The 22,674-nt window shown below is 71.7% G+C and carries 25 protein-coding genes; 13 read left to right on the top strand and 12 right to left on the bottom strand.

The genetic code is table 11. The annotated features are described in order from the left end of the window. Positions 1 to 45 precede the first annotated feature (45 nt). The 3 genes from PYR91_RS23050 to PYR91_RS23040 all read right to left on the bottom strand — a co-directional run bounded on the left by PYR91_RS23050 (position 46) and on the right by PYR91_RS23040 (position 2,113). Positions 46 to 714, bottom strand: a complete 669-nt coding sequence (locus PYR91_RS23050) for a lytic polysaccharide monooxygenase (protein ID WP_279782670.1) — start codon at positions 712 to 714, stop codon at positions 46 to 48. Between the two features lie 325 nt (positions 715 to 1,039). Further along, positions 1,040 to 1,573, bottom strand: a complete 534-nt coding sequence (locus PYR91_RS23045) for a flavoprotein (RefSeq protein WP_279782668.1) — start codon at positions 1,571 to 1,573, stop codon at positions 1,040 to 1,042. Positions 1,574 to 1,660: 87 nt separating this feature from the next. Beyond that, positions 1,661 to 2,113: an Lrp/AsnC family transcriptional regulator gene (locus PYR91_RS23040; RefSeq protein WP_279782666.1), complete on the bottom strand. Its 453-nt coding sequence runs from the start codon at positions 2,111 to 2,113 to the stop codon at positions 1,661 to 1,663. 140 nt (positions 2,114 to 2,253) lie between these two features. On the opposite strand from PYR91_RS23040, the gene PYR91_RS23035 reads away from it, so the two are divergent. After that, a complete protein-coding gene (locus PYR91_RS23035) occupies positions 2,254 to 2,868 on the top strand; it encodes a LysE family translocator (protein ID WP_279782664.1) in 615 nt (204 codons plus the stop codon). A gap of 106 nt (positions 2,869 to 2,974) precedes the next feature. Continuing rightward, positions 2,975 to 3,307 carry a putative quinol monooxygenase gene (locus PYR91_RS23030; protein WP_279782662.1) on the top strand — a complete coding sequence of 111 codons (333 nt, stop codon included), beginning with the start codon at positions 2,975 to 2,977 and terminating at the stop codon, positions 3,305 to 3,307. Between the two features lie 51 nt (positions 3,308 to 3,358). Here the strand turns inward: PYR91_RS23030 and PYR91_RS23025 are convergent, their stop codons facing one another. Beyond that, positions 3,359 to 3,901 carry a MarR family transcriptional regulator gene (locus PYR91_RS23025; protein WP_279782660.1) on the bottom strand — a complete coding sequence of 181 codons (543 nt, stop codon included), beginning with the start codon at positions 3,899 to 3,901 and terminating at the stop codon, positions 3,359 to 3,361. Between the two features lie 40 nt (positions 3,902 to 3,941). On the opposite strand from PYR91_RS23025, the gene PYR91_RS23020 reads away from it, so the two are divergent. From PYR91_RS23020 to PYR91_RS23005, 4 genes are read left to right on the top strand one after another with little or no spacing between them, the layout of a single operon-like run. Beyond that, on the top strand, positions 3,942 to 4,916 hold the full coding sequence (locus PYR91_RS23020) for an EamA family transporter (protein WP_279782658.1): 975 nt from the start codon (positions 3,942 to 3,944) through the stop codon (positions 4,914 to 4,916). Further along, the gene (locus PYR91_RS23015) at positions 4,864 to 6,558 is read left to right on the top strand and encodes a serine hydrolase (protein ID WP_279782656.1); all 1,695 of its coding nucleotides are present in this window, start codon (positions 4,864 to 4,866) and stop codon (positions 6,556 to 6,558) included. Before PYR91_RS23020 ends, PYR91_RS23015 begins: the two co-directional genes overlap by 53 nt. Before the next feature lie 7 nt (positions 6,559 to 6,565). Further along, complete coding sequence (locus tag PYR91_RS23010; RefSeq protein ID WP_279782654.1) at positions 6,566 to 7,234, top strand: response regulator transcription factor; 669 nt, start codon at positions 6,566 to 6,568, stop codon at positions 7,232 to 7,234. Between the two features lie 47 nt (positions 7,235 to 7,281). Continuing rightward, positions 7,282 to 8,382, top strand: a complete 1,101-nt coding sequence (locus PYR91_RS23005) for a HAMP domain-containing sensor histidine kinase (protein WP_279782652.1) — start codon at positions 7,282 to 7,284, stop codon at positions 8,380 to 8,382. A gap of 192 nt (positions 8,383 to 8,574) precedes the next feature. On the opposite strand, the gene PYR91_RS23000 is transcribed toward PYR91_RS23005, so the two are convergent. After that, entirely contained in the window at positions 8,575 to 9,690 is a 1,116-nt protein-coding gene (locus PYR91_RS23000) for a cellulose-binding domain-containing protein (protein ID WP_279782650.1), read from the bottom strand. A 207-nt stretch (positions 9,691 to 9,897) separates the two neighbouring features. After that, on the bottom strand, positions 9,898 to 10,557 hold the full coding sequence (locus tag PYR91_RS22995; RefSeq protein WP_279782648.1) for a class I SAM-dependent methyltransferase: 660 nt from the start codon (positions 10,555 to 10,557) through the stop codon (positions 9,898 to 9,900). A gap of 595 nt (positions 10,558 to 11,152) precedes the next feature. Between PYR91_RS22995 and PYR91_RS22990 the strand changes: the two genes are divergently transcribed. The 5 genes from PYR91_RS22990 to PYR91_RS22970 all read left to right on the top strand — a co-directional run bounded on the left by PYR91_RS22990 (position 11,153) and on the right by PYR91_RS22970 (position 16,512). After that, entirely contained in the window at positions 11,153 to 12,805 is a 1,653-nt protein-coding gene (locus PYR91_RS22990; protein WP_279782647.1) for a M28 family peptidase, read from the top strand. 128 nt (positions 12,806 to 12,933) lie between these two features. After that, complete coding sequence (locus tag PYR91_RS22985; RefSeq protein ID WP_279782645.1) at positions 12,934 to 13,359, top strand: hypothetical protein; 426 nt, start codon at positions 12,934 to 12,936, stop codon at positions 13,357 to 13,359. Between the two features lie 218 nt (positions 13,360 to 13,577). Further along, positions 13,578 to 14,630, top strand: a complete 1,053-nt coding sequence (locus PYR91_RS22980; RefSeq protein ID WP_279782643.1) for a TerC family protein — start codon at positions 13,578 to 13,580, stop codon at positions 14,628 to 14,630. Positions 14,631 to 14,896: 266 nt separating this feature from the next. After that, positions 14,897 to 15,133, top strand: coding sequence for a hypothetical protein (locus PYR91_RS22975; RefSeq protein ID WP_279782641.1), 237 nt, complete (start codon positions 14,897 to 14,899; stop codon positions 15,131 to 15,133). A gap of 239 nt (positions 15,134 to 15,372) precedes the next feature. Continuing rightward, entirely contained in the window at positions 15,373 to 16,512 is a 1,140-nt protein-coding gene (locus PYR91_RS22970) for an NAD(P)/FAD-dependent oxidoreductase (RefSeq protein WP_279782639.1), read from the top strand. A 347-nt stretch (positions 16,513 to 16,859) separates the two neighbouring features. Here PYR91_RS22970 and PYR91_RS22965 read toward each other — a convergent pair whose 3' ends face one another. From PYR91_RS22965 to PYR91_RS22950, 4 genes are all read right to left on the bottom strand, one after another. Beyond that, on the bottom strand, positions 16,860 to 17,159 hold the full coding sequence (locus PYR91_RS22965) for a hypothetical protein (protein WP_279782637.1): 300 nt from the start codon (positions 17,157 to 17,159) through the stop codon (positions 16,860 to 16,862). Then, on the bottom strand, positions 17,156 to 17,299 hold the full coding sequence (locus tag PYR91_RS22960) for a hypothetical protein (protein WP_279782636.1): 144 nt from the start codon (positions 17,297 to 17,299) through the stop codon (positions 17,156 to 17,158). Before PYR91_RS22960 ends, PYR91_RS22965 begins: the two co-directional genes overlap by 4 nt. A 32-nt stretch (positions 17,300 to 17,331) precedes the next feature. Further along, on the bottom strand, positions 17,332 to 18,051 hold the full coding sequence (locus PYR91_RS22955) for a hypothetical protein (RefSeq protein ID WP_279782634.1): 720 nt from the start codon (positions 18,049 to 18,051) through the stop codon (positions 17,332 to 17,334). 467 nt (positions 18,052 to 18,518) lie between these two features. After that, entirely contained in the window at positions 18,519 to 19,484 is a 966-nt protein-coding gene (locus PYR91_RS22950; protein ID WP_279782632.1) for a WYL domain-containing protein, read from the bottom strand. A gap of 97 nt (positions 19,485 to 19,581) precedes the next feature. Here PYR91_RS22950 and PYR91_RS22945 point away from each other — a divergent pair, with 97 nt between their 5' ends. Together PYR91_RS22945 and PYR91_RS22940 are read left to right on the top strand one after the other, a co-directional pair. Next, positions 19,582 to 20,202 carry a TIGR03086 family metal-binding protein gene (locus tag PYR91_RS22945; protein ID WP_279782631.1) on the top strand — a complete coding sequence of 207 codons (621 nt, stop codon included), beginning with the start codon at positions 19,582 to 19,584 and terminating at the stop codon, positions 20,200 to 20,202. A 117-nt stretch (positions 20,203 to 20,319) separates the two neighbouring features. Continuing rightward, positions 20,320 to 21,432, top strand: coding sequence for a winged helix DNA-binding domain-containing protein (locus PYR91_RS22940; RefSeq protein ID WP_279782629.1), 1,113 nt, complete (start codon positions 20,320 to 20,322; stop codon positions 21,430 to 21,432). Between the two features lie 470 nt (positions 21,433 to 21,902). Here PYR91_RS22940 and PYR91_RS22935 read toward each other — a convergent pair whose 3' ends face one another. Beyond that, positions 21,903 to 22,037: a hypothetical protein gene (locus PYR91_RS22935; protein WP_279782627.1), complete on the bottom strand. Its 135-nt coding sequence runs from the start codon at positions 22,035 to 22,037 to the stop codon at positions 21,903 to 21,905. Continuing rightward, the gene (locus tag PYR91_RS22930) at positions 22,034 to 22,630 is read right to left on the bottom strand and encodes a TetR/AcrR family transcriptional regulator (RefSeq protein WP_279782625.1); all 597 of its coding nucleotides are present in this window, start codon (positions 22,628 to 22,630) and stop codon (positions 22,034 to 22,036) included. The genes PYR91_RS22935 and PYR91_RS22930 overlap by 4 nt, the downstream gene beginning before the upstream one ends. Between the last annotated feature and the right edge of the window lie 44 nt (positions 22,631 to 22,674).

The raw sequence follows: 22,674 nt of genomic DNA, 5'->3' as shown, positions 1-22,674 counted from the left end.
TGGTGTCCACGCCGCCGGACGTGGTGGCGTCCGGCGGATGGATGCTCAGCTGAAGACGACGTCGCTGCAGAAGTAGTACACCTGGTCCGCGTGCGAGGCCTTCCAGATCGTGTAGACGACGTGGCGGCCGGTGCGGCTCCCCTTGGAGAGACCGTTGATCATGTAGTTGTTGGCGGGCGCGTACCTGCCGGTCTCGCGCACCAGCTCCAGGTGGTTCCAGCCCAGGGCGGTGGTGGTCGCGTTGTAGCCCTGGCGGCTGATGTAGACCTTGATGTAGTCGGCGCCGTGGTAGGCCTGGTCGTTCAGCCGGATGTTGAAGGTGCTCGCGAGGCTCGTCGTCTTCCACGCGCCCGGCGTGTCCATGGACCGGTAGCGCCCGCTCTCGGTGCGTCCGGCGCTGCACAACTGGCCGTCGGGGATGAACGCCTGGTGGTTGCCGCCGACGTTCTCCCGGTAGAGCCCGTTCCAGTTCCACATGGCGTTCGTGTTGTCCTGCCACGCCTGCCAGCACATGGGGTCCTGCTGCTGCATGGAGGGGTTCTGGAAGTCGTTGCCCCAGCGCGCCCAGCAGCCGTAGTTGCGCGACGCGGGGTCGACGACCGACCCGTGCGCGGAGGCGGTGCCGGTGAGCGGGACGACGCAGATCACGGCGACGCACAGCGTGGCCAGGGTGCGAAGGGCCCAGCGAAGGGATCGGACGTGGTGGTGAGGCATCGTGCGGTCTCCGTGTTCCGGTCGGGGGATCCGAAGTGGGAGCGCTCCCGCTTGCGGTGAAGCTATCCGACCCCACACAAGCGCACAAACACCTCGACCGGGCCAACGCGCCGATGACCAGCGCTCATGGGCAAATTAGTTTGACGACCAGCCCAAAGACCGCCGGAACGCGGCGCCGGATCCATTGAAAATTTCACATCTCCGCGACCCCGGCCGTGGCCGTGCGTGATTTCGCCGGCGCGGGTTTCGGCGTCGAGGACGGCTCCTTCGAGTGGGGCTCTCGAAAGCCCCGCCGGCCGGGTTTCTGTTCGACGCCTACGCCCGACTACGCCACCGGCGGCCGCAGGACGGACAGGGCGAGCGGCCAGGGGTAGGCCTCGACGGCCTCGTCGCCGGCGCTGGGCGGGTGCGGTTCGAACCCACCGGGGCCGATGAGGACGTGCACGCCCTCGGCGCGCAACTCCTCCACACTGCGCCGGAAGACCGCCCGCCCGGCGAGCGCGGTGCTCACGAACGGCAGGACGACGACGGGGATGCCGAGGCCGGGGGCCTCGGCGAGCACGCCCAGTGCGTAGGTGTCGGCGGCGCCGTGCGCGAACTTGTTGACGGTGTTGTAGGTGGCGGGGGCCACGACGACGGCGTCCGCCCTGGGCGGCTTCGGCTCCTGCGGCGTGCGGTACCGGCTGCGGACCGGGCGGCCGGTCTGCTCCTCCAGGGCGGCCACGTCGACGAACCCGAGCGCCGCCGGGGTGGCGACGATCTGCACGACCCATCCGGCGTCCTGGGCCAGCGCGACCAGCGTGCCGACCCTCGCCGCCGGCCCGGCGGCGCACACGATGACGTAGAGAACCCTGCTCATGCCGTCCACTCCCGATCAGCGCGACGGTTGGCAGCGTACTCGCCGGACGCGTCCGCGGCGCGCGGCCCGACCGGCGCCCGCCACGCCCTAGACGGGCAGGGGGCCGTCGTTCACCACGTGCTTCATGATGAGCGTCGAGTTCAGCCGCTGGACGCCGGGCAGCGCCGCCAGCACGTCGTCCTCCAGGCGCTGGTAGGCGGACAGGTCGGCGGTGACGATGCGCAGCAGGTAGTCGGGGTCGCCGAACAACCGCTGGGCCTGCACGACCTCGGGAACGCGCGCGACCGCCTCCTCGAAGCCCAGCAGCGTGTCGCGGTCCTCCTGCCGCATGGTGACGAAGACCAGCGCCTGGAACCGCAGGCCGAGCGCGTCGGCGTCCACGACGGCGCGATAGCCGCGGATCGTGCCGCCGCGCTCCAGTTCCCGCAGTCGGCGGTGGCAGGGCGAGACGCTCAGCCCGACCCGCGCCGCCAACTCGGTGATGGTGAGACGGCCGTCCCGTTGGAGCAGCGCAAGAATCTTACGGTCGATGCCGTCCATGGAGAAGATTCTTCCACAGAAACGCCTCTACCCGGTGAAACTTGGAAGCACTTTTCGGCGGTACAGCGATATTCTTCCCATTGAAGCGGCGGGGCCGGGCCGGGGTCCATCTCCGATTCCTCCACGGGGAGATCTCATCGATGGCCGCAGGTTCCCTATTCGCCTTCTGGGCGGTCTCGCTGCTGCTGATCGTCGTCCCGGGCGCCGACTGGGCGTTCACCATCAGCGCCGGGCTGCGGCGGTCGGTGCTCCCGGCGGTGGCCGGCCTGGTCGCCGGGTACGCCGCCGTCACGCTCGTCGTCGCGGCCGGCGTCGGGGCCCTGGTCGCCGGCTCGCCGGCGATCCTGACCGCCCTGACCCTCGCCGGGGGCGCCTATCTGATGTGGCACGGAGCCACGACCCTCGCCCACCCCGCAACGCCCGCCGGCGCGGCGGACACCCCGCCCGGCACCGGCTGGACCGTCTTCCTGCAAGGCGTCGGCGTCAGCGGCCTCAACCCCAAAGGCCTGCTGATCTTCCTGGCCCTGCTCCCCCAGTTCACCGACCCGCGGGGAACCTGGCCCGTGGCCGCCCAGATCGCCGTCCTGGGCCTGGCCTTCATGACCACCTGCGCCCTGTTCTACCTGTGCGTCGGCGCCCTCACCCGCACCGTCCTGCACGCCCGCCCGGCCGCCGCCCGCCTCACCAGCCGCCTCTCCGGCGCCGCCATGATCGCCATCGGCGCCGCCCTCGTCCTCGACCACCTCCTGGCCTGAGGCGGCGCGGACCGCACGGACGCCGGTGTGGCGGACGACGGGCGATCACGGTGGTGGCATCGTAGGGAGGGTTCGCGCGTGTCCCGCCTGAGCCGAAAGAGATTCGATGATCTTCATTACCGCGAAGTTCCGAGTGCTGCCGGAGTACGCCGACCGGTGGCCGGAGATCAGCGCCGAGTTCACGCGGGCGACCCGGGCCGAGCCGGGGTGCCTGTGGTTCGACTGGTCGCGCAGTGTCGACGATCCCGAGGAGTACGTGCTGGTGGAGGCGTTCCGGGACGGCGACGCCGGGGCGGCTCACGTCGGGTCGGAGCACTTCCGCGCCGCGCGGGAGACCCTTCCGCGGCACCTCGCCGAGACGCCTCGGATCGTCAACGCCACGGTTCCGCAGGACGACTGGTCCGCGCTCGGCGAGATGGCCGTGCCCGAGCGCGGGTGAGCCCTCCGCCGGTTCCGGCTCGTCGCGGACGCCGGGGCCGGCCTGGGCTGATCATCGCCTGCCGGGCGGTCGGGTCGCCGGGGTCCCCATCTGGCGCGGCGCCTCGAAGCACGCGAGCCAGGTGGTGAGGAGCGCTTCCAGCCGCGCGGCCTCTTCGGGCGTCAGGTGGTCGAGGAGGCGGCGCTCGTTGCGCATGTGCTCGGTGAACACCTGGTCGATCAGCTCCCTGCCGGCGCCGGTGAGCGCGACGACACGCGCGCGGCCGTCGACCGCGCTGGGACGGCGCGTGACCAGCCCGCCGCGTTCGAGCCGGTCGATGCGCTTGGTCATCGCCCCCGTGGTGACCATGGTGTACGCGGCGAGCTCCCCCGGCGCGCGCTCGAAGGGCGCGCCGGCGCGCCGCAGGGTGGCCAGGACGTCGAACTCGCCCTCGCTGAGCCCGAAGCGCCGGTAGACGACGCAGAGCTGCTCGGTGAGGTGGCCGGCGACGCGGTGGAGGCGCCCGATGACCCCCAGGGGGCTCACGTCGACGTCGGGTCGCTCACGGGCCCACGCCTGCTGCACCTGGGCCACTCGGTCGAGGTACTCGCTCACGCTCGCAACTATAACTTCCACGGAAGCTATAGTTGCTTCCGTGGAAGCTAAATTCCGATGGGTACCCGTCACCGCGATCGCGCCCGTGGCGTGGGGCACCACCTATCTCATCACCCATCGGTACCTGCCCGCCGACTACCCGCTGCACGGGGCGGTGATCCGGGCGCTGCCCGCCGGCCTGCTGCTCCTCCTGGCGCGCAGGAGGCTTCCCCGGGGGTCGTGGTGGTGGAAGTCGCTGGTCCTCGGCACCCTGAACATGGGCGCGTTCTTCGCCCTGGTCTATCTGGCCGCGCAGACGCTCCCGACCAGCATCGCCTCGACGATCATGGCGACCTCGCCCATCGTCATGATGCTGTTCGCCTGGGCGGCGGTCTCCGAGCGCCCGCAGGCCATGCACGTGATCGGGGCCGGAATCGGAATCGCGGGCGTCTGCCTCATGCTGCTGGACGGCGCGAGCCCCGTGCGGCTCTCCGGCGTGCTCGCCTCCGCGACGGCCATGCTGATGTCGTCGCTCGGCTTCGTGCTGGCCAAGAAGTGGAGCGCGGACGTCGACGTCTTCTCGCTGACCTCATGGCAGCTCATCGCCGGAGGAGCCGTCCTGCTGCCCGTGGCGCTGCTGGTCGAGGGATCACCGCCCGCGCTGGACGGGCAGGCGGTGATCGCCTTCGCCTACATCACGGTCGTCGCGACCGCCATCGCCTTCGCCGCCTGGTTCACCGGGCTGCGGCACCTGAGCGCCGGAACGGTGGGGCTCATCGGGCTGCTCAATCCGATGACCGGGGTCCTGCTCGGCCTGGCGGTCGCCGGCGAGACGCTCGCCGCGCACCAGGTGTTCGGGCTGGTGCTGGTCTTCCTCGGGATCCTGCTCGGCCAGCCCTTCGCGGCCCGCCTCAGCCGGAGGCGGAGGAGGGCCGCCGACTCGTTCACACCAGGTTCGCAGCCTCTTCCCTACCGTCGGCCGCATGAAGAGATCTCTCGCGGTGCTGGCCACGGCCGCTCTGGTGGCGGCGTGTAGCGCGGGCCCCGGCGACCCGGAGGCCCGGCCGGCCGCCACCAAGGCCGCCGCGCGGTGCGACCCCGGGCTCGACGCAGCGCTCCGCGGATGGGAGAAGGCCGGTTTCAGCGGTTCCGTCGCCATCTCGACCCGGGGCGAGTTCGTCTGCCTGGCGGGCTACGGAGCCGCCGACCGAGCCCGCGGCGTCCCGGTGACGCCCGCCACGGTGTTCAGCATCGGGTCGGTGACCAAGGCGTTCACCGCCGCGTCGATCTTCGCGCTCGCCGACGCCGGGAAGCTGTCGACGGACGACCGCGCGGGCGAGCTGCTGCCCGGCCTGAAAGGCCCGGCGGCGAAGGTGACGGTCGGGCAGCTGCTGCTGCACACCAGCGGCCTGAACGGGTCGCACGGCGCCGACTACCGGCCACTCGACCGCGACTCCGCCGTGGCGGCCATCGGCAGGCTGAAGCCGGCGTTCCGCCCGGGCACCGGGTACGTCTACTCGAACGCCGGGTACACGCTGCTGGCGCTCATCGTCGACCGGGTGTCGGGCACCGGCTACCGGCGCTACACGGCGTCCAGGACACTGCGGCTTCCCGGCGGCGCCGTCGCCGGCGGCTTCTGGAACGGCGAGCCCGCCGCCCCGGGCCCCCGGGCCGTCGGCTACCTCGCGGACGGCACGACCGGCCAGGCGGGCGACTTCGCGGGCCCGCACTGGGCGCTCGACGGCAACGGCGGCCTCGCCATGACCGCCCGCGACCTGGCGGCGTGGACGTACGCGCTGTTCTCCGGCCGGCTGGTGTCGCCCGAATCGACCAAGGCCATCGGCACCCCCGGCCACGACCTCGGGGACGACATGTCCGAGACGCCGGGATGGGTGGCCTACGGCAAGCCGATCTACGGCACGCCGGTGCTCACCAGCTCGGGCGGCGGCGGCGACGTCGGCCACAACGCCGTCGTGGCCTGGCTTCCCGAGCGCGGGCAGGTGATCGCGATCGCGTCGAACGGGCCCAAGGTGTCCGCAGGAGAGCTCCTGCGGGCGGTGGGCCCGGCCATGGCGGCCGGCGAGCCGTTGCCGCCGCCCGGCGCGCCGGCCGGGGACACCAAGCCGACCGGCGACGCCGCTATCGTCGGCCGGTACGAACTGGACACGGGAGGCTCGTTCGACGTGACCGCGACCGACGGGCGCACCACGATCTCCGCGCGCGGCGCCGACGCCGTCGCGGCGCTGTTCCCGCCCCGCGGCGACGTCCCGGCGGGCGACCTGCGCGACCACGAGCGACGCGTGCTGGCGCTGCTCGGCGGGACGACCCGGGAAGGACGCGCGGAGCGCGCGGGCGTCGAGGGCGCGCTCGGCCCGATCACCGGGATCACGCTCGGGGGGACCACCGCCGTCGACGGCGAACCGCGCACCTACGTCACCGTCACGTCCGCGAAGCGGTCGCTCACCGGGTGGTACTCGGTCAACGAGGAGGGCGGCGTCCAGGCCGCGCAGATCCCGGCCGGGCCCCCGGCGCTCACGCTCGTCCCGGCCGGCGGCGGGAGCTACCGCCCGGACGACCCGGCCGGCACCGGGCCCGAGGTGACCCTGGAGTTCGGCCGGGGACGCGTCACCGTCTCCGGGCCGGCCGGGGACACCGGCGCCCGCCGGCCGGGCGGGTGATCGCGCCGTGCGCGTCCTGCTGGTCGAAGACGACGCCGACCTGGCGGAAATCGTCGCCCTCGGCCTGCGCAACGAGTCCTACGCCGTCGACGTCGCCGCAACCCGAGCGGGCGCCGAGGAGCTCCTGCGCACCACCAGGTACGACGTCGCCTGCTTCGACCTGGGCCTGCCCGACGGCGACGGGCTCGACCTCCTCCGCGGCCTGGCCGGCGACCCCGGCCTGCACCGGCCCCGGCGGTCGCTGGTGCTGACCGCCCGCGACGCCGTCGCCGACCGGGTGGCCGGGCTCGACGCCGGGGCCGACGACTACCTCGTCAAGCCCTTCCACTTCGCGGAGCTGGTCGCCCGGCTCCGCGCCCTGGCCCGGCGCGACGGCGAGCACGGCTCGATCCTGCGCGTCGGCGAGCTGACGCTCGACCTCGCCGCCCACCGGGCCTGGCGGTCCGGCGTCCCGCTCGATCTCACCGCACGGGAGTTCTCGATGCTGCGCCACTTCATGCACCACCCCGGCCAGGTGGTCTCGGCCGAGGACCTGCTCGAACACGTGTGGGACGCGCACGCCAACCCCTTCACGACCTCGGTCCGGGTGATCCTCAGCCGGCTGCGCAGGAAGATCGGCGACCCCCCGCTCATCCTCACGATCACCAACGCCGGCTACCGCCTGACGGCCCCGTAGTGAACGCCCCCCGGCGATCACCGGCCCGGCCCGCCGATACCCCCGTAGTGAACGCCCCGGCGACCGCCGCGTCACCGGCCGCCGGCGGTCTCGCCGCTAACGCCGTCTGGCGGTCGCTCCGCGTGCGGCTGGCCGCGCTCGGGTTTCTGGCGATCTACGTGCCGGCCCTGCTGCTCTTCGGCGTGATCCTCGCCACCGACACCGAGGCGACCGCGCACGCGGTCGCCGGCATGCCGGAGACACGGAGCACCCACGCGCACCGGTCGGCGTGGGCCACCCGGACGATCCTCGCGCTCGGCCCCGCCGCCGCCGGTCTGGCCTGGTGGTGGGCCGGGCGGGCGGTGCGCCCGATCGGCCGGGTGCACAGGGTCGCCGAGGACGTCCAGGGCACCGACCTCGGCCTGCGCATCGGGCTCGACCGCGGCCCGGCCGAGGTGGTGGCGCTCGCGGCGAGCTTCGACGCGATGCTCGACCGCCTGGAGGCCGCCGCCGAGACCCAGCGGCGGCTCATCGAGGAGACCAGCCACGAACTGCGCACCCCGCTGTCGGTGCTGGTGGCGAACACCGAGGTCCTGCTCGCCCACCCCGACCCCACCGTCGAGGTCTACCGGCAGGGCCTGGAGCGCTCACGCCGGGCGGCCGACCGGCTCCAGACGACGCTCGACGACCTGCTCGTCGAGGCCCGCGGGCGGGCCCGCACGATCGACCGCCGGCAGGCGGACCTGATGGACATCGTCCGGGCCGTCCTGCACGACGCCCGGCCGCCGGCCGGGGACGTCGAGCTGTCGCTCACCGGGCCCCGGTCCGCCACGTGCCCGGTCGACGAGCCCACCGTGCGGCGCGCGGTCGCCAACCTGGTGCACAACGCCGTGAAGTACGCCCCGGCCGGCTCCGTCGTCGAGGTGGCGGTCGCGACGACCGCGTCCGAGGCGAGCGTCACCGTAACCGACCACGGCCCCGGCATCCCGCCCGACCAGCAGCACCACGTCTTCCAGCGCTTCTGGCGCGGCCGCCCCGACACCCCCGGCACCGGCCTAGGACTGCCCATCGCCGCCCAGATCGCCGCCGCCCACGGCGGCACGCTCACCCTCGCCTCTCCCGGCCCCACCGGCGACGGCTGCGCCTTCCGCCTCACCCTGCGCCGCTGACCGGCAGGACCCCCACCGCGACCCCCGCACCGCCATGCGCAGCCGCGCGGGAGTTCGGGGGCCGCGAGACCACCGGCCCTACTTCATCCGCGTGCGACACGGGCCGGTCAGAACCGGCCGCCGCACGACGTATCGGGGCGAGGAGCACGTCTCGGGCCCCGTCATCACCAAAGGGGCGGGGTCCGGCTGTCGTCAGCCCATCGTGCAGGGGACGCCGTTCACGCTGATCCGCACCGGGACGGGCGGGGTGCCGGTGTAGGAGGCGGCGTAGCCGATCTGGATGGAGCCGCCGGGCGGGATGATGCGGTTCCAGGGGGTGTTGGTGGCCCTGATCTGGCTGCCGGACTGGGTGAAGGTGGCGGACCAGCCCTGCGTGAGACGAATGCCGGAGGAGGCGTACTCGATGACCACGGTCCAGCCGTCGAGGGGCACCGTGCCGGTGTTGCGGATGGTGACCGTGGCGGTCAGGCCGTTGTGCCAGACGGTCGTGCTGTAGGTGGCGTGGCAGGAGATCGCGGGTGCGGTGGGGGTCGCGCTCTGGGTCGGGCGGGGGAGACCTTCGCGGGCCGGCGCGCCCAGGGGGGCCGAGGGGGTGCTGAGGTTGCCGGCGGCGTCGCGGGCGACCACGACGTAGGTGTAGCGGTTGCCGGTGACGAGGCCCGACTCCGTGAAGTGCACCAGTGCCCCGAGGATGGTGACGGTGCCGGCCCGCAGCCACCCCGTGGCGGTCTCGCGGTAGACGTCGTACGCGGTGACGCCGACGTCGTCGGTGGACGGCTGCCAGCAGAACGACACGCCGGGGAAGTCGGCGAGGCAGGGTTCCCGGAAGCCGGCGGGTTGAGAGGGCGGGCTGACGTCACCCGGCGTGGGGGTGGGGGAGGCGGTCGGCACGACGCCGGTGCTCGCGGTGACGGTGATCAGGCTGGACGGCGGGCTGGTGTTCCCCGCGGCGTCCCTGGCCACCACGTACATGGTGTACCGGCGGCCGTACACCCCGGAGAAGCCACCCATGGTGCCGGTCGTGGAGGTCGCCTTGGCGAAGCCGCCCGGTTCCAGCCGGTAGATGTCGTACCCCGTGACGCCGACGTCGTCGGTGGACGCGGTCCAGCAGATCGAGGCGTACCCCAGGGTCGGTCCCGGCCCCGACCCCGGCCCCGGCGGGGGAGCCGGCGGCGGGCACGGGATCGGGTTGGTGGGCCTGGTGGGCGGCGAGGTGTCCGCGGCCTGGGCCGCCAAGGCGGCGGGGACGATCGCGAGGCCCGAGACGAGCAGCGCCGCGGTGAGCACGGACCTCCGTAACGATGACACGCCGATTCTCATGAGGGACCTACCTTGTGATCCGTGCCGGCACGTGACTCCTGCGCCGATCGTGAATGGATCCTGGAGCAGGAGTAAAGCGCCGGGCCGTGCCGCACGGAGTCAACGCTGGTCGGCTCTGAACGGTTCAGGCGCGCCTGCTGCGGCTCAAGGCGCCCCCGCGCGGGGCGGGCGTCGCCCGGACAGTGGCCACCCGGCTCACCGGTTCTCCTGCCCAGGGGCCGCGTGTTCGACCGGCTTCCTGGCCGCGAAGCGCTCGATGACGCCGAGCTTGAAGCGATCGTGGCGTTCGACGGTGAATCCCATCGCGCGTACCAGGCTCACCGGACGGCGGCGGAAGTGCTCCCCGGCCAGCGGGACGGTGACCGCGTCCAGCAGACCCTGCAGCGCGCGGACCGGCCAGGACGACGACGCCACGTGGTCGGCCAGGAGCAGCAGGCCGCCCGGGCGCAGCACCCGCGCCATCTCGGCGAGCACCACCCGCTCGTCGGACATCGCGCACAGCGAGAACGTGCACACGACCGTGTCGAAGCGCCCGTCGGCGAAGCGCAGCGCCCGCGCGTCGCCCCGCCGCAGGTCGACCGCCCGGCCGAGGTCGTCGGCGCGGCGCTGGGCCACGGCCAGCAGCGAGTCGCTCCACTCCACGCCGGTGAGCCGCACGTCGCCCGGGTAGTGGGCGAGGTTCAGGCCGGTGCCGATCGCCACCTCCAGCGTGTCCCCGACCGCCTGCCCGCACAGCCAGGAACGGGTGTCGCCGAAGAAGCGCCGCTCCGCCACCGCCATCTGCCGGTCGTAGGAGCCGGCCTGCCGGTCCCAGTACCGCCGCAACCGCTTGTCCCGAGGGGAGAAGTCCGACACCTGATCACCATAGCTCTCCACTCCGGTTCACGGAGGGCCGCCGCCCAGGGCGCCGGGCGACTGGACGCCGACCCGGACCCCGCCGAGGAGGCGACGATCGTGTTCGCCTTCGCCTTCGCAATGACGCACCCGGCCCTGATCGGTCACTACTCCCCGAAGCCGTGGTGGCGGCGGTCGACCACCATCTCGACCGGCTACGCGCACGCCCGTGGGCCGCCGTTCGTTCGCACCATCCGCCATGCACACTCGTGATTTTTCGGTACATGTACGGATGCCACTACGTATGTACTGAGCCTTCCGGTGGCCCTACCGTCACGCACATGCGGGATTCGCCATCACGACGCGGTCAGGAGCCTCATACCATGCCGTACCCGTCCTGACGGTATAACGCCACTCCCGGGCCCGGGAGTCATGATGGTGCCGGATGAGTCCCGGCCGCCTTGGCCACCGGCCGGCCTATCCGGCATGTGAGCATTCATTTCTCCACACCCCCCGGTCCCACGTCATCGCGCCGTCCGCTGCGACGGCGCGATGCGGCGCTGCCCGCCTACAAGGCGGAAGCGCGGCGGTGGGACGCCGAGAAAGGAACACGCACATGAGGCGCACAGCCGTCCTCACCGCGACCGTCGCCATGGCCCTGATGGGCCTGGTCGCGTCCACGACCCCCGCGACCGCGCAGGCGCCACCGGGGAGCACCCGGGACAAGGCGTCCCTCGGCGCGCCCCCGAGCACCACCGTGCTGGCGCCGCCCGACATCAGCCTGACCAACATCAAGGCCCACCTGAACCAGTTCCAGAGCATCGCCAACGCCAACGGCGGCAACCGCAGGTCGACCACCTCCGGCTACACCGCGTCGGTCTCCTACGTCGAGCAGAGGCTGCAGGCGGCCGGCTACACCACCCGGCGCGTGGCCTGCACGCCCGGTTGCACCAGCGGCGCCGGGCCCAACCTGATCGCCGACTGGCCGGGCGGGGACGAGACCCAGGTCATCATGGCCGGCGCCCACCTGGACGGCGTCTCGGCGGGTCCCGGAATCAACGACAACGCCTCGGGGTCGTCGATGTTGCTGGAGGTCGCGCTCACCCTGGCCGCGCAGCGTCCGACGATGAGCAAGCACGTGCGGTTCGGCTGGTGGAGCGACGAGGAGCAGGGGCTTCTCGGCTCGCGCGCCTACGTGAACTCGCTGAGCTCGACCGATCGCTCCAGGATCAGGCAGTACCTCAACTTCGACATGGTCGGCTCCATCAACGGCGGCTACTTCATCAACAACATCACCACCACGGCCGCCGCCGACCTGCGCGCGTACTACACCAACCTGGGCCTGCAGCCGGAGGAGAACACCGAGGGCGCCAACCGCTCCGACGACGCCTCCTTCCGCAACGCGGGCATCGCCACCTCCGGCGTCGCGGCCGGCGCGAGCGCCACCAAGACCTCGGCGCAGGCCGCCAAGTGGGGCGGCACGGCGGGACGGGCCTACGACCCCTGCTACCACCGGGCGTGCGACACCACGAGCAACATCGGCGACACCGTCCTCGACCGGTCGGGCGACGCCCTGGCCTACGCGATCTGGACCCAGGCCGTGGGCACCCCCACCGGCAGGGACTTCTCGATCAGCGCCAGCCCCGCGTCAGGCTCCGTGCAGGCGGGCCAGACGGCCACCACCACGGTCAGCACCGCGACGACGTCGGGCACCGCGCAGACGGTGGCCCTCACGACGGCGTCCGGGCTGCCGACCGGCGCCACGGCGAGCTACAACCCGGCCTCGGTGACCTCGGGCGGCTCCTCGACGCTCACGCTCGCCACCTCGGCCTCGACGCCGACCGGCACCTACACCATCACCATCAGGGGCACCGGCGAGACGGCGACCCGCACGACGACCTGGACGCTGACGGTCACCGGCACCGGCGGGAACCGGACGTTCACCAACGGCACCGACTACGCGATCAACGACCTGTCGACGATCAACAGCCCGGTCACCTCGACCGCGACCGGCAGCGCGGTGTCGCCGGTCCGGGTGAGCGTCACGATCTCGCACACCTGCGCCGAGGACCTGCAGATCCGGCTGCGCGGCCCGAGCGGCACGTACTACACCATCGACAGCAGCGGCGGCTCGTCCTGCACCTCCTACGGCACCCGCACCTACTCGGTGCCGGTGTCCCAGCAGGCCTCGGGAACCTGGACGCTGCAGGTCACCGACAACTACCGCCTCGACACCGGCTACCTCGACACCTGGAGCGTCACCGTCTGAGCCGGCGCCGCCAGACGAAGCGCACGGCCCCTGGCCGACCCACCCCGTGGTGGTCGGCCAGGGGCCGCACCGCCTCGTTCCCGCCGCGGCGAGGGCGCCGGCCCGTGAAGGTATCTACATTCGAGGACATGGACGACCGTTCCCCCCTGGGCGACTACCTTCAGACGCACATCGACCGTCACCACCGCGGATCGAGAACCGCGTTCACCAACCTGGCCCTCGACCCGGAGACCGGGAACCGGCTGGTGGCGCAGTGGGTGATCGACCTGATCAGAGGAAGAGTGTCCCGCACTCCTGAGCAGTGGCGTCTCCGGGCCCTGGCGAAGGCGATGGGATCCAGCGGAGACGTCGGCGAGGAGACCGAACGGTACCGGCACCACCTCACGGCGATCCGCCGGCTGGTCGCGGCCCACTGGCTGGGCCTGGAACACCCGCCGGCGAGAACAGACGCCTCGGTCGCCGAGTTCGCCGTGCCGCCTCACCTTCCGGAGGCCGAGCGCCGGCTGGTCATCCGCTGGGCGGAGATGATGGCACGCGACCTCGACCGGTCCTGACCGCCCCGGCTCACGTACCGGCGGGGAGGGCCTGCGCTTTACCTCACATTGACCAGCCGAACATCTCCAGGGAAGATGACCCGAGACAGTGGAGGGGAGTACTCCTTCGCGGCCGCGTCGTCATCACGGACCACCAGGTCCCGGTGCGGTCGGCCCGCAGTGGCGCGGGCGGAGAAGACCTCCGACAGACGTATCAACGCCCCGTCGGAGGATCAACCATGCCACCACCCATGTCCGTGCCCGGATGGGTCTGGGCCGTTTCCATCGCCGCGCTGCTCGCGCTCATCCTGCTCGACCTCGTCGTGGTCGACCGCAAGCCACACAAGATCAGTGTCGGCGAGGCGGCGAAGTGGGTCGCGTTCTACGTCGGCTGCGCCGTGGCGTTCGGAGTCGGCGTCTGGATCTTCGGCGGCAGCGAACAGGCGGCCGGCTTCGCCACCGGTTACATCACCGAGTACTCGCTGAGCGTCGACAACCTCTTCATCTTCATGATCATCATGGCGAACTTCGCCGTGCCCGCGATCCACCAGCACCGGGTGCTGCTCATCGGCATCATGATGGCGCTGGTCATGCGCGGCGTCTTCATCGGCGTGGGCGCGCAGGCCGTGCAACGCTTCAGCTGGATCTTCTGGCTGTTCGGCGCGATCCTCATCTACACCGCCGTCAAGCTGGTCTCCGACAAGAACGGCAGCGGGGAGTACGACCCCAACGGCGGCCTCGTGCGCCTGGTCCGCAGGCTGTTCCCGGTGACGGACGAATACCACGACGGCCGTCTCGTCATCAAGCGCGACGGGCGCCGGTGGCTGACCCCGATGTTCATCGTCATCGTGGCCATCGGCGGGGCCGACCTCGTCTTCGCCGTCGACTCCATCCCGGCGATCTTCGGCATCACGCAGGACGCGTACCTGGTCTTCGCGGCCAACGCGTTCGCCCTGATGGGGCTCAGGCAGCTGTACTTCCTGCTCGGCGGCCTGGTGGAGAAGCTCGTCTACCTCTCCTACGGTCTGGCGGTCATCCTCGGCTTCATCGGCGCGAAGCTGGTGCTGCACGCCCTGCACGAGAACGAGCTGCCGTTCATCAACGGCGGCGAGCACGTGACCTGGGTGCCGGAGATCAGCAACTGGCTGTCCCTCGGCGTCATCGTGACGGTGCTCGCCGTCACCACCCTGCTCAGCATCCTCAAGAACCGGCGAACCCCGCCCGCGGCGGCCACCCCCGGCCCCGACACGGAGCTGCCCGCGCCGGAGACCGCCGGCAACCCGCAGCACTGAGCCGCCCCACCACCCCCGGCCGGCGCGGGCCACCTCCGCACCGGCCGCTCTCTACGCGGCGCGCCGGCCGCCGCGCCGAGCCTCTGGGCGCTGTGACCCGCAGGTCGTCGAGGGTCGCGGCGCCCCCACCGGCGCGACCACGGGGGTGCTCGCCCGCTGGCGAGGCATCGCTCAGACCCAGCCGTGCTTGGGTGCGATGCAGGCCGCACCCCGAATGGTCCGACCGGCGAACGCCATCGAGCAGATCACGAACGTACGGTAAGGGCATGCGAAAGATCATCCAGATCCTCGGCCTCGTCTTAGGCGCTTACCTGATCGTCCGCGCCCTCGCGGAACCGTTCGTCATCGACATGTCCGACCCGGCCACGTACGAGAACGACTGGGGTGGCCCCACCCTCGCCGGAGTACTCGCCGTGCACTGCGGCCCCGGCCTGATATCGGCCGCCCTGATGGCATGGGCACTGCTCCGCCGCCGCTCACGACCCCGCAGCCCAGGCCCCTGAACTCTTGGCGAGCCCGAGGGCGTTGCACGAGATCTCACCCGTCCCGGCGTGGCCGTCAACCCCCAGGGAACGCCCGAAGTCCCCCGGCGCGGGCTTCGAGGAGCATGACACCGGTTCTACAGCCACCTCTCGGCAGAGGAGCGATCCCCGGTCTGGAGCGTGGCGACGGTGTGGAGGTATTCGGCATGTAGCGTGCGAACCATCGTACGGATGAGGCATCGCCCCTACCGTCGCAAAGTATGCAGACAGTGGATGTACTGGTCGTGGGTGCGGGCCTGGCCGGCCTGCACACAGCCCGCCTGCTCGCGCGACGGGAACTGAACGTGATGGTGGTCGACCGTCGCAGGTCGCTGTCGACGGGCATCCGCACGACAGGGATCTTCGTGCGCCGAACCCTCGACGACTTCGACGTGCCGGATCACCTGCTCGGGCCGGGTATCCGGGACGTCCTGCTGTACCCGCCGTCGCGGCGGGCACCCGTCCGGCTCACCAGCGACCGGGACGAGTACCGCGTGGCCGACATGGCGGCCGTCTACGAGCACGCGCGCCGCGCGGCGGAGTCGGCCGGCGCACGGGTGCTCCTGGGCGTGCGGTACGTCAACGCGTCGAGGGGTCTCGTGCGGTTCGAGGGCGCGGAACCGGTGACGGCCCGGTTCATCGTCGGCGCCGACGGCGCCCGCTCCCGGGTGGCCCGTGATCTCGGCCTCGACGTCAACCGGCGCTTCCTCGTCGGTGCCGAGATCATCCACCCGATCGCGCCGGGCACGACCACCCCGGCGTTCCACTGCGTGCTGGACCCCCGGATCGCTCCGGGATACCTGGGCTGGGTCATCGACGACGGCCGGTACGCGCATGTCGGCGTCGCGGGATATCCGAAAGCGATGCGCACCGGCGTCCGCCACCTGCTGGACGCCTTCGCCGCGGACGCGCCCGGCAGCACACCGCCGACCGGGCCGGTCGAACGCCGGGGCGGTCCGATCCCGGTCGGCGGCGTGCTGCGACGGTTGGCGTGCCCCGACGGGCTGCTCCTCGGAGACGCGGCGGGCGCGGTGTCGCCGCTGACGGCAGGCGGGCTAGACCCCTGCCTGCGCATGTCCGAGCTGGCCGCGGCGGTCGTCAACGGGTACCTGCGCACCGGCGACCCGCGCGTGCTGAGCCGATACGACGGAAACGCGTTGCGGAACCGCTTCCGAGGCCGCCTGTTGCTGCGCCGCGCGTTCGCCGGCATCCGATCCCCCGCCGCGGCGGAGGCGGCGGTAACCGCCCTCCGCGGCCGTGCCGGCCGTGCCCTGGCGGCACGCATCCTCTTCGGCGACGGCTCGTTCCCCGAAGTCAACCCAAGGCTCGCCGACCTGGCGATCGACCACCCCCACCGGTAACGCCGCCCGGCTCACCCGTGCCACGGCGGGCTCTCACCCGGAGCACCGCGCTACCCGACCGCGGCGTGCGCGTCCGGCACACGTTCCAACAGGATGCGCAGCCCGGTCCGGCGAAGAGGATCCGACGAACCCAGCTCGGCAACCGCTGGTCGTCCGTGGCCATGACGCGGCTGATCGAGGAGATCTCGCGCCCGGTGGGGCACTCCAACACAGCGGTCACCGGAACCGTCTACCCCCACCAGATCCGACCCGTGACCCAGGAAGACGCGACGGCGATGGACGGCATCCTCCCGCTCGCGACCGAACCGCCCGCATCCGTCGCCACCGTGGGCGGCGTGCCGCGCACCTCAGAGGGCCGAGCACCGGCAGGGCACACTGACGAGGGTGCCGGCCTGTCGGTCGATGCGGGTCACGGCGCCGGCGCCCAGGCAGTACCGGCAGGGGATGGCGGCGGCCACGGCGGGGTCCTGCCACACGCGGTGCTCCCATGCCGGCGGCGGCGCGGCGGGCGGCGGAGGTGTCTCGGCCGACTCGTGCTCGCCGCCGACTTTGCCCAGCCCGCCGCAGAACTGGCAGGCGAGGAACATCGAGCCGAACGCCTGGACTCGGGAGCCGCGGCATTCGGGGCAGAGGATGGGGTCTGTCATGTCCGGCCGATTCCCGCGCAGGCCGTGCGGGAGACCCAGACGGACTCGCGGGGCGAGGTGGCGTTCTGGTCGATCCGCTCGCCGCCCGCGCCCATGCGGGTGCCACACGTAGGGTGTGCGTCCTCGTCGTCGTTGGCCACGCCTTCGACCGTAACCTGTAGCGGTCAGGCCGTCACGCTGATTGCTCTCGCCCCTGCCCCGGCCCGGCGCCCCGCCGCGCGCCTTCGCCCTTTGGGGCGCTGCGCTCGCGCAGCAGAATCCAGGAGGCGGCGTCGCCGAGCCGGTACATGTACGGCTTCCCCGTGTGAGCCTGTCGCCCCTTGAGAAGTCGGCGCACCTGGCTGGATCCCAGGTGCACCCTCTGCAGGTACTGCGCCAGCTCGGCCGCCGTCACCAGGGTGTCTGCGGGGCGCTGCTCGGCGCTCTGCGAAGGCGCGTCCTGCGGCTGCGACGCCGTCGCCTGCTGCGCCTGGCGCGCCTGCTGGATGCGGAGCCATTGGCCGATCCGGCGGTCGATCCGGCCGTCGATCTCATTGGCGACGCGGGCTTTCAGCCGGTCGTCGAGATGCTCTTGGAATCGGCCGTCGAAGTGCTCGTCGAGTCGGGCCTTCAGCTTCTGATCCGCCCAGGTGTCCGCCCACGTGAAGAACCGAAGGTCGAATTTCTCCTCGACGAAGGAATCGGCCCGGGTGCCGAAGTCCCTTTCGAGTACGTCCTTCAGCTGGCCGGCCGACCACTCCCGCAGCCGCTCGCCGACGCGGGCGTCGAGGTCGCCGAGGTTGGCGTCCGCCCATGCCTGGACGTGGGCATCCACGCGCTCGCCCAGGTGACGCGCCGCCCACTCTTCGATCCATTCCCCGAACCATCGTTCGATCTGCGATTTGAGCCCCACGTTTGCCCCTCGCCAGGAGAATAAGTGCGACAAGGGGCACCATATGAGGGGGCATCGACTCCGCATAGGCGACGTTCAGGCAGGGTTCCGTCCCCTCAAGGAGTCTTTTTCATCCTGGTTCGAGGACTGGCTGATCACACATGATCGCGGGTTGAGCGTCTGCCTCAGACGTAGCGAAGCCCCTGGTAGACGAGTCGAACGACCACGAACAACCGTCCCCCCAAGGCTTCAGACGCTTTCTCCCGTACCGCGCTCGCTCTGTCGCCTTCAACCCTGAACCACTTCGCCGGGATGCTCCGCCTGCACCGCAAAAGCATCGGGTCGACCTCGGGACCACAGCACGCCCGGCTCCACACGGCTTTGCCGGAGCTGCGGAGGTTCCGCGCCGGGCGCAGTGTTCCATGGAGGTCCCGTAGTCGGCGCCGGGCGAATGTTCTTCCCCTGACCGAGCGTCCTTCGTCAGCGCCCTACGGCCCGTCGAGGGCTTCGGTGTAGCGGCGGGCGAGGGTGCGAATGTGGGTCACCAGTTCGGGGGGGCCGTCTACGCGGAAGTCCATCATGAGCATGCTGAGGTAGATGGCGATGGTCTCCAGGGCGTCGGCGCCGGTGACGAGGACGCTGGTGTGGGAGTCGACGGCTTCGACGACGCCCACGGCCGGGTTGATGCGGGCGATCACGGTCTCCGCGGGGGCCAGGACGGTGACGCGGGCGTGGACCTTCCAGCCGGTCCGCGCGACCTCGCGCAGGACGAAGGCGACGAGGTCGTCGTCGGGCAGGGGTCGGGCGGCGAAGCGGCGGGACGCGGACCGGACGTCGGCGAGGGCGGCGACGGGGAGCGCCCGCCAGGTGTGCGCGGCGAGGTCGTAGGCGACCAGGAACCAGCGGCGGCGCCAGCTGATCAGACGGTAGGGCTCCACCTCGGTCTCCTCGCCGTCGCGGCTCGCCAGCAGGGTCGCGCCGTCGCGGATCGCGCCGGCGAGGACGCTGAGGGTGGCGGCGGGCACCGGGGCGTCCGGCTCGCGGGAGCCGACCGTGGCGGGGCCGACCGCGGTGGCCGACCGCAGCGCGGTCACCTTGCGCTGCAGGCGCTTGGGGAGGATGCGCTGGAGCTTGGCGAGCGCTCGGGTGAGGCTGGCGTCGATGTCCGCGATGCCGGTGGAGCCGTCCTCGGCCAGGCCTACGGCCAGCGCCACGGCCACCGCCTCGTCGTCGTCGAGCAGCAGCGGCGGCATCGTCGCGCCCTGCCCGAGCCGGTACCCGCCCACCGCGCCGCGAGCGGCGTGCACCGGATAGCCGAGTTCGCGCAGACGCTGGATGTCATGCCGGAGTGTGCGCTCGGTGACGCCGAGGCGCTCGGCGAGCTCGCGGCCGGTGTGCGACCGGTCCTGCAGCAGGGACAGCAGGCGCAGCACCCGGGTCGTCGTCGGAGCCATCGAAATCTCACCTCCCTCTTTCTATTAGGAGCGAAAATAGCCTAATAGGCCCCTAGATTGGTGTCACAGGCAAGGAAGAACTCGAAAGGCAGGGCCCATGAACACCACCGACACCGACACCGTCACCTCCCTCCGTCCGGTCTGGCGCGAGGTGCTGGCCACCTCGTTCCGGGCGCTGGAGGACAGCGTCGCGGGTGTGCGGGACGACCAGTGGGACCACGCCACCCCGTGCTCGTTGTGGACGGTCACCCAGGTGGCTCAGCACGCCGCGGGCGACCAGCTCGCCTACGCGAAGATGCTCGGCATCGGGAACGGCCCGGCCTACGACCCCTTCTCGCCTTCCGGATCCGTCGACGGCACGGTGGCGGCGCTGGTGCAGGACGCCATCGAGCAGACCGCCGCGGCGTGGGCGACGGTGTCCGACGACACCGAGACCGTTCCGACCCCGCTGCCGCACGGTGACCTGCCCACCCCGGTCGCCGCGGTGATGGGCGCGCTCGACGCCGCCGTGCACGCTTGGGACATCGCGATCGCCACGGGCCGGCCGTCCCCGCTCGACGACGAGCTCGCGGGCCACCTTCTCGCCGCCGCGCGGGGAATCGTCGAACCGCTGCGCCAGTGGGGCGCCTACGCCCCCGTGGTCGAGGCCGGCGGCGGCGCTTCCGCCACCCCGGTCGTCGACGAGCTGCTCCGCTACCTCGGCCGCGACCCGCGCTGACGATCGACGCGCTCGTGACCGCGGTGGTCGGGACGATCCACCGGCGTCGCCGAGCTTCGAACCCCGGCTCACTGTCGGTGGCGAAGGCTACGGTGGCGGGACAGGAGGCGATCACCAGTGGAGCTCACCCCCCGGCAGGCGCTCGGCCTGCGGATGTCCAGCCTGTTGCTTCGAGCGTCGCCCGGGGGTTCCGGGCGGGCGACGGGTGTGGCCGAGGTGGTGACCTGGCTCGGGGCGATGCAGGCGCAAGACCTGGCCAGCGGTCTTTGGTCGTTCGGCGCGCGGTTGCCCGGATCCACCGCCGCCGACGTCACGGCCGCGCTGGAGCGGCGTGAGGCGCTGCGCACATGGCCGATGCGGGGCACCATCCATTTCGTCCCGTCCCGGGACGCCCGCTGGATGCTCGAACTGATGAGCGTCCGGGTGCTGAACGGCGCGGCGCGGCGGCGCGAGCAGCTCGGCCTCTCCGAGCGGACCACCGACGAGGCCATGGAGGTGCTGGGCGCGGCACTGGCGGGAGGCGGGCGGCTGAGCCGGTCGCAGTGCCTGGCCGTGCTCGCCGACAAGGGCATCGACCCCAGCGGCCAGCGCGGCTACCACCTGCTGGGTTACGCCAGTCAGCGTGGCCTGCTGTGCATCGCACCCAACATCGGCAACGAGCAGAGCTTCGTGCTGCTCGACGAGTGGGTCCCCGACCCGCACCGGCCGGAGCGCGACGAGGCGCTGGGCGTCATCGCCCTGCGGTACTTCCGCGGCCGCGGCCCGACCACCCGGCACGACTTCGCGGGCTGGACGGGCCTGACCGCCGCCGACGCCAAACGCGGCATCGCCGTGGCCGGCGACGCTCTGGCTCGCGTGACCGTCGACGGGTCCGAGACGTACCTCGACGCCGCGCTCCTGTACACCGCCCCTCCCCCGGCCGACGACGACGAGATACTCGTACTGCCGGGGTTCGACGAGTACCTCCTGGGCTACAAGGACCGCTCGCTCATGGTCGCCGACGAGCACAAGGCGGCCATCATCCCCGGCGGCAACGGCGTCTTCCAGTCCACCGTGGTACGCGCCGGCCGAGTCGTGGCCACCTGGAGACGCACCCTCACGAAGAGCCGCGTGCTGATCACCGTCCAGCCGCTCGTCCCACTCCACGCAGGCGACCGGGCGAAGATCGAGCAGGCGTTCGAGCCGTACGCCCGGTTCATAGAACGCACCTTGGAGGCGCGCTGGCCTTGATCGGGCCCGCCGGGGCGCCATATGTCCGTACCATCACGCCTGGTGCGGCACTCCACCACGGCGTTCACCGAAACCGTCCACCGCCACCGGTTCCGACCCGTGATCCGTAGAGGGCGCGACGGCGATGGACGGCATCTTCCCACTGCCCTGAAACGATAGTCACCCACACCCGTTTGACCTTGGAGACGGGGTGTTATGGCTGGTGGGCGCTACTGGGTTCGAATCAGTGACCCCTCGCCTGCAAGGCGATCCGAGCGGGGCGCGACCAGGGCCGATACCGGCCCTGACCTGGGCGCACGATCCATGACCGTCCACCGTTGTCCGCCCCCGTCCGGGGTCGTTGTCACCCAGTTGGTCACCCAGAACTCACACTCTCTACGCGTCCTGCCATCAGCGCTGATCTCGGTGGCCGCCACAGCACCTCGACAGCGAGCGGGGTTCCTGCGCGCCGGGTGACCGATGTCCGTCGATCAGGCCACGTCTGGCTCGAACCACACCGAGCCCAGATCATGACCGGAGGTGAGAGGAACGTCGACGTTCGGCGGGCGGCCAAATGCCGCAGCAAGGCGAGCGACGATTGAGCCGTCGTCTAACGCGTCGATCATCCTGGCAGGGTGTCGTGAACGGCTTCGCATGGGCTGAGCAGAGTGGCGAGCTGGTCTCGGCACAGTCGGCGATAGTCCGCGGAGCCGGGGGCGACGCCTAGAACGCTCTGCACCAGCTGCGGCATGGCAACCGGGGCGAAGGCAGCCATGTGCGCGAGCAGCACGATGAACTCGGCGCTGACCGAGTCGGTGAGCTCGCCCGCGCGCTGACGGTCACGGATGCGGCGCACACCGTCTTCGATGCGCTGCCCCTGTGCGTGATTGGACTCCTCGGCACCTTGACCGGGATCGTCGCCGAGGGCCTGCCACACGACCAGGCGTGCCCAGTCCAGGTGATCGAGAGTCACGTCGAGATATGCCTGTAGCGACTCGGCGAAGGTGGCCTCCGGGGGCACCAGTGTCTCCTGGCGGGCGGACCAGCGCCGTCTGAGCTCATCGAGCAGGCCTTGCTTCCCGCCGAAGTAGTAAGCGATCAATTGCTGATTGACACCGGCCCGGGCCGCGATGCCTGCGGTCCGGGCGCCGGAGTAACCCTTGGCCCCGAACTCGACCATAGCCGCGTCGAGGATTTTCTGCCGTGTTCGCTCGGCCATCCGGTCACGCTCTCCTGGAGTGCGGTGCCGACGAGGCGCGCGCG

This window comes from Sphaerisporangium sp. TRM90804, from assembly GCF_029846175.1.
Lineage (GTDB): Bacteria > Actinomycetota > Actinomycetes > Streptosporangiales > Streptosporangiaceae > Sphaerisporangium.
Note: the sequence above shows the minus strand (reverse complement) of the source record. Positions and strands in the feature narration are given on the sequence as shown.

Excerpts from the sequence above, each read along its gene's own strand:
- PYR91_RS23050 (WP_279782670.1), bottom strand. The coding sequence starts at position 714 with ATGCCTCACCACCACGTCCGATCCCTTCGCTGGGCCCTTCGCACCCTG.
- PYR91_RS23045 (WP_279782668.1), bottom strand. The coding sequence starts at position 1,573 with ATGAGCAGGGTTCTCTACGTCATCGTGTGCGCCGCCGGGCCGGCGGCG.
- PYR91_RS23040 (WP_279782666.1), bottom strand. The coding sequence starts at position 2,113 with ATGGACGGCATCGACCGTAAGATTCTTGCGCTGCTCCAACGGGACGGC.
- PYR91_RS23035 (WP_279782664.1), top strand. The coding sequence starts at position 2,254 with ATGGCCGCAGGTTCCCTATTCGCCTTCTGGGCGGTCTCGCTGCTGCTG.
- PYR91_RS23030 (WP_279782662.1), top strand. The coding sequence starts at position 2,975 with ATGATCTTCATTACCGCGAAGTTCCGAGTGCTGCCGGAGTACGCCGAC.
- PYR91_RS23015 (WP_279782656.1), top strand. The coding sequence starts at position 4,864 with ATGAAGAGATCTCTCGCGGTGCTGGCCACGGCCGCTCTGGTGGCGGCG.
- PYR91_RS22990 (WP_279782647.1), top strand. The coding sequence starts at position 11,153 with ATGAGGCGCACAGCCGTCCTCACCGCGACCGTCGCCATGGCCCTGATG.
- PYR91_RS22985 (WP_279782645.1), top strand. The coding sequence starts at position 12,934 with ATGGACGACCGTTCCCCCCTGGGCGACTACCTTCAGACGCACATCGAC.
- PYR91_RS22980 (WP_279782643.1), top strand. The coding sequence starts at position 13,578 with ATGCCACCACCCATGTCCGTGCCCGGATGGGTCTGGGCCGTTTCCATC.
- PYR91_RS22975 (WP_279782641.1), top strand. The coding sequence starts at position 14,897 with ATGCGAAAGATCATCCAGATCCTCGGCCTCGTCTTAGGCGCTTACCTG.
- PYR91_RS22970 (WP_279782639.1), top strand. The coding sequence starts at position 15,373 with ATGCAGACAGTGGATGTACTGGTCGTGGGTGCGGGCCTGGCCGGCCTG.
- PYR91_RS22965 (WP_279782637.1), bottom strand. The coding sequence starts at position 17,159 with ATGACAGACCCCATCCTCTGCCCCGAATGCCGCGGCTCCCGAGTCCAG.
- PYR91_RS22950 (WP_279782632.1), bottom strand. The coding sequence starts at position 19,484 with ATGGCTCCGACGACGACCCGGGTGCTGCGCCTGCTGTCCCTGCTGCAG.
- PYR91_RS22945 (WP_279782631.1), top strand. The coding sequence starts at position 19,582 with ATGAACACCACCGACACCGACACCGTCACCTCCCTCCGTCCGGTCTGG.
- PYR91_RS22935 (WP_279782627.1), bottom strand. The coding sequence starts at position 22,037 with ATGATCGACGCGTTAGACGACGGCTCAATCGTCGCTCGCCTTGCTGCG.
- PYR91_RS22930 (WP_279782625.1), bottom strand. The coding sequence starts at position 22,630 with ATGGCCGAGCGAACACGGCAGAAAATCCTCGACGCGGCTATGGTCGAG.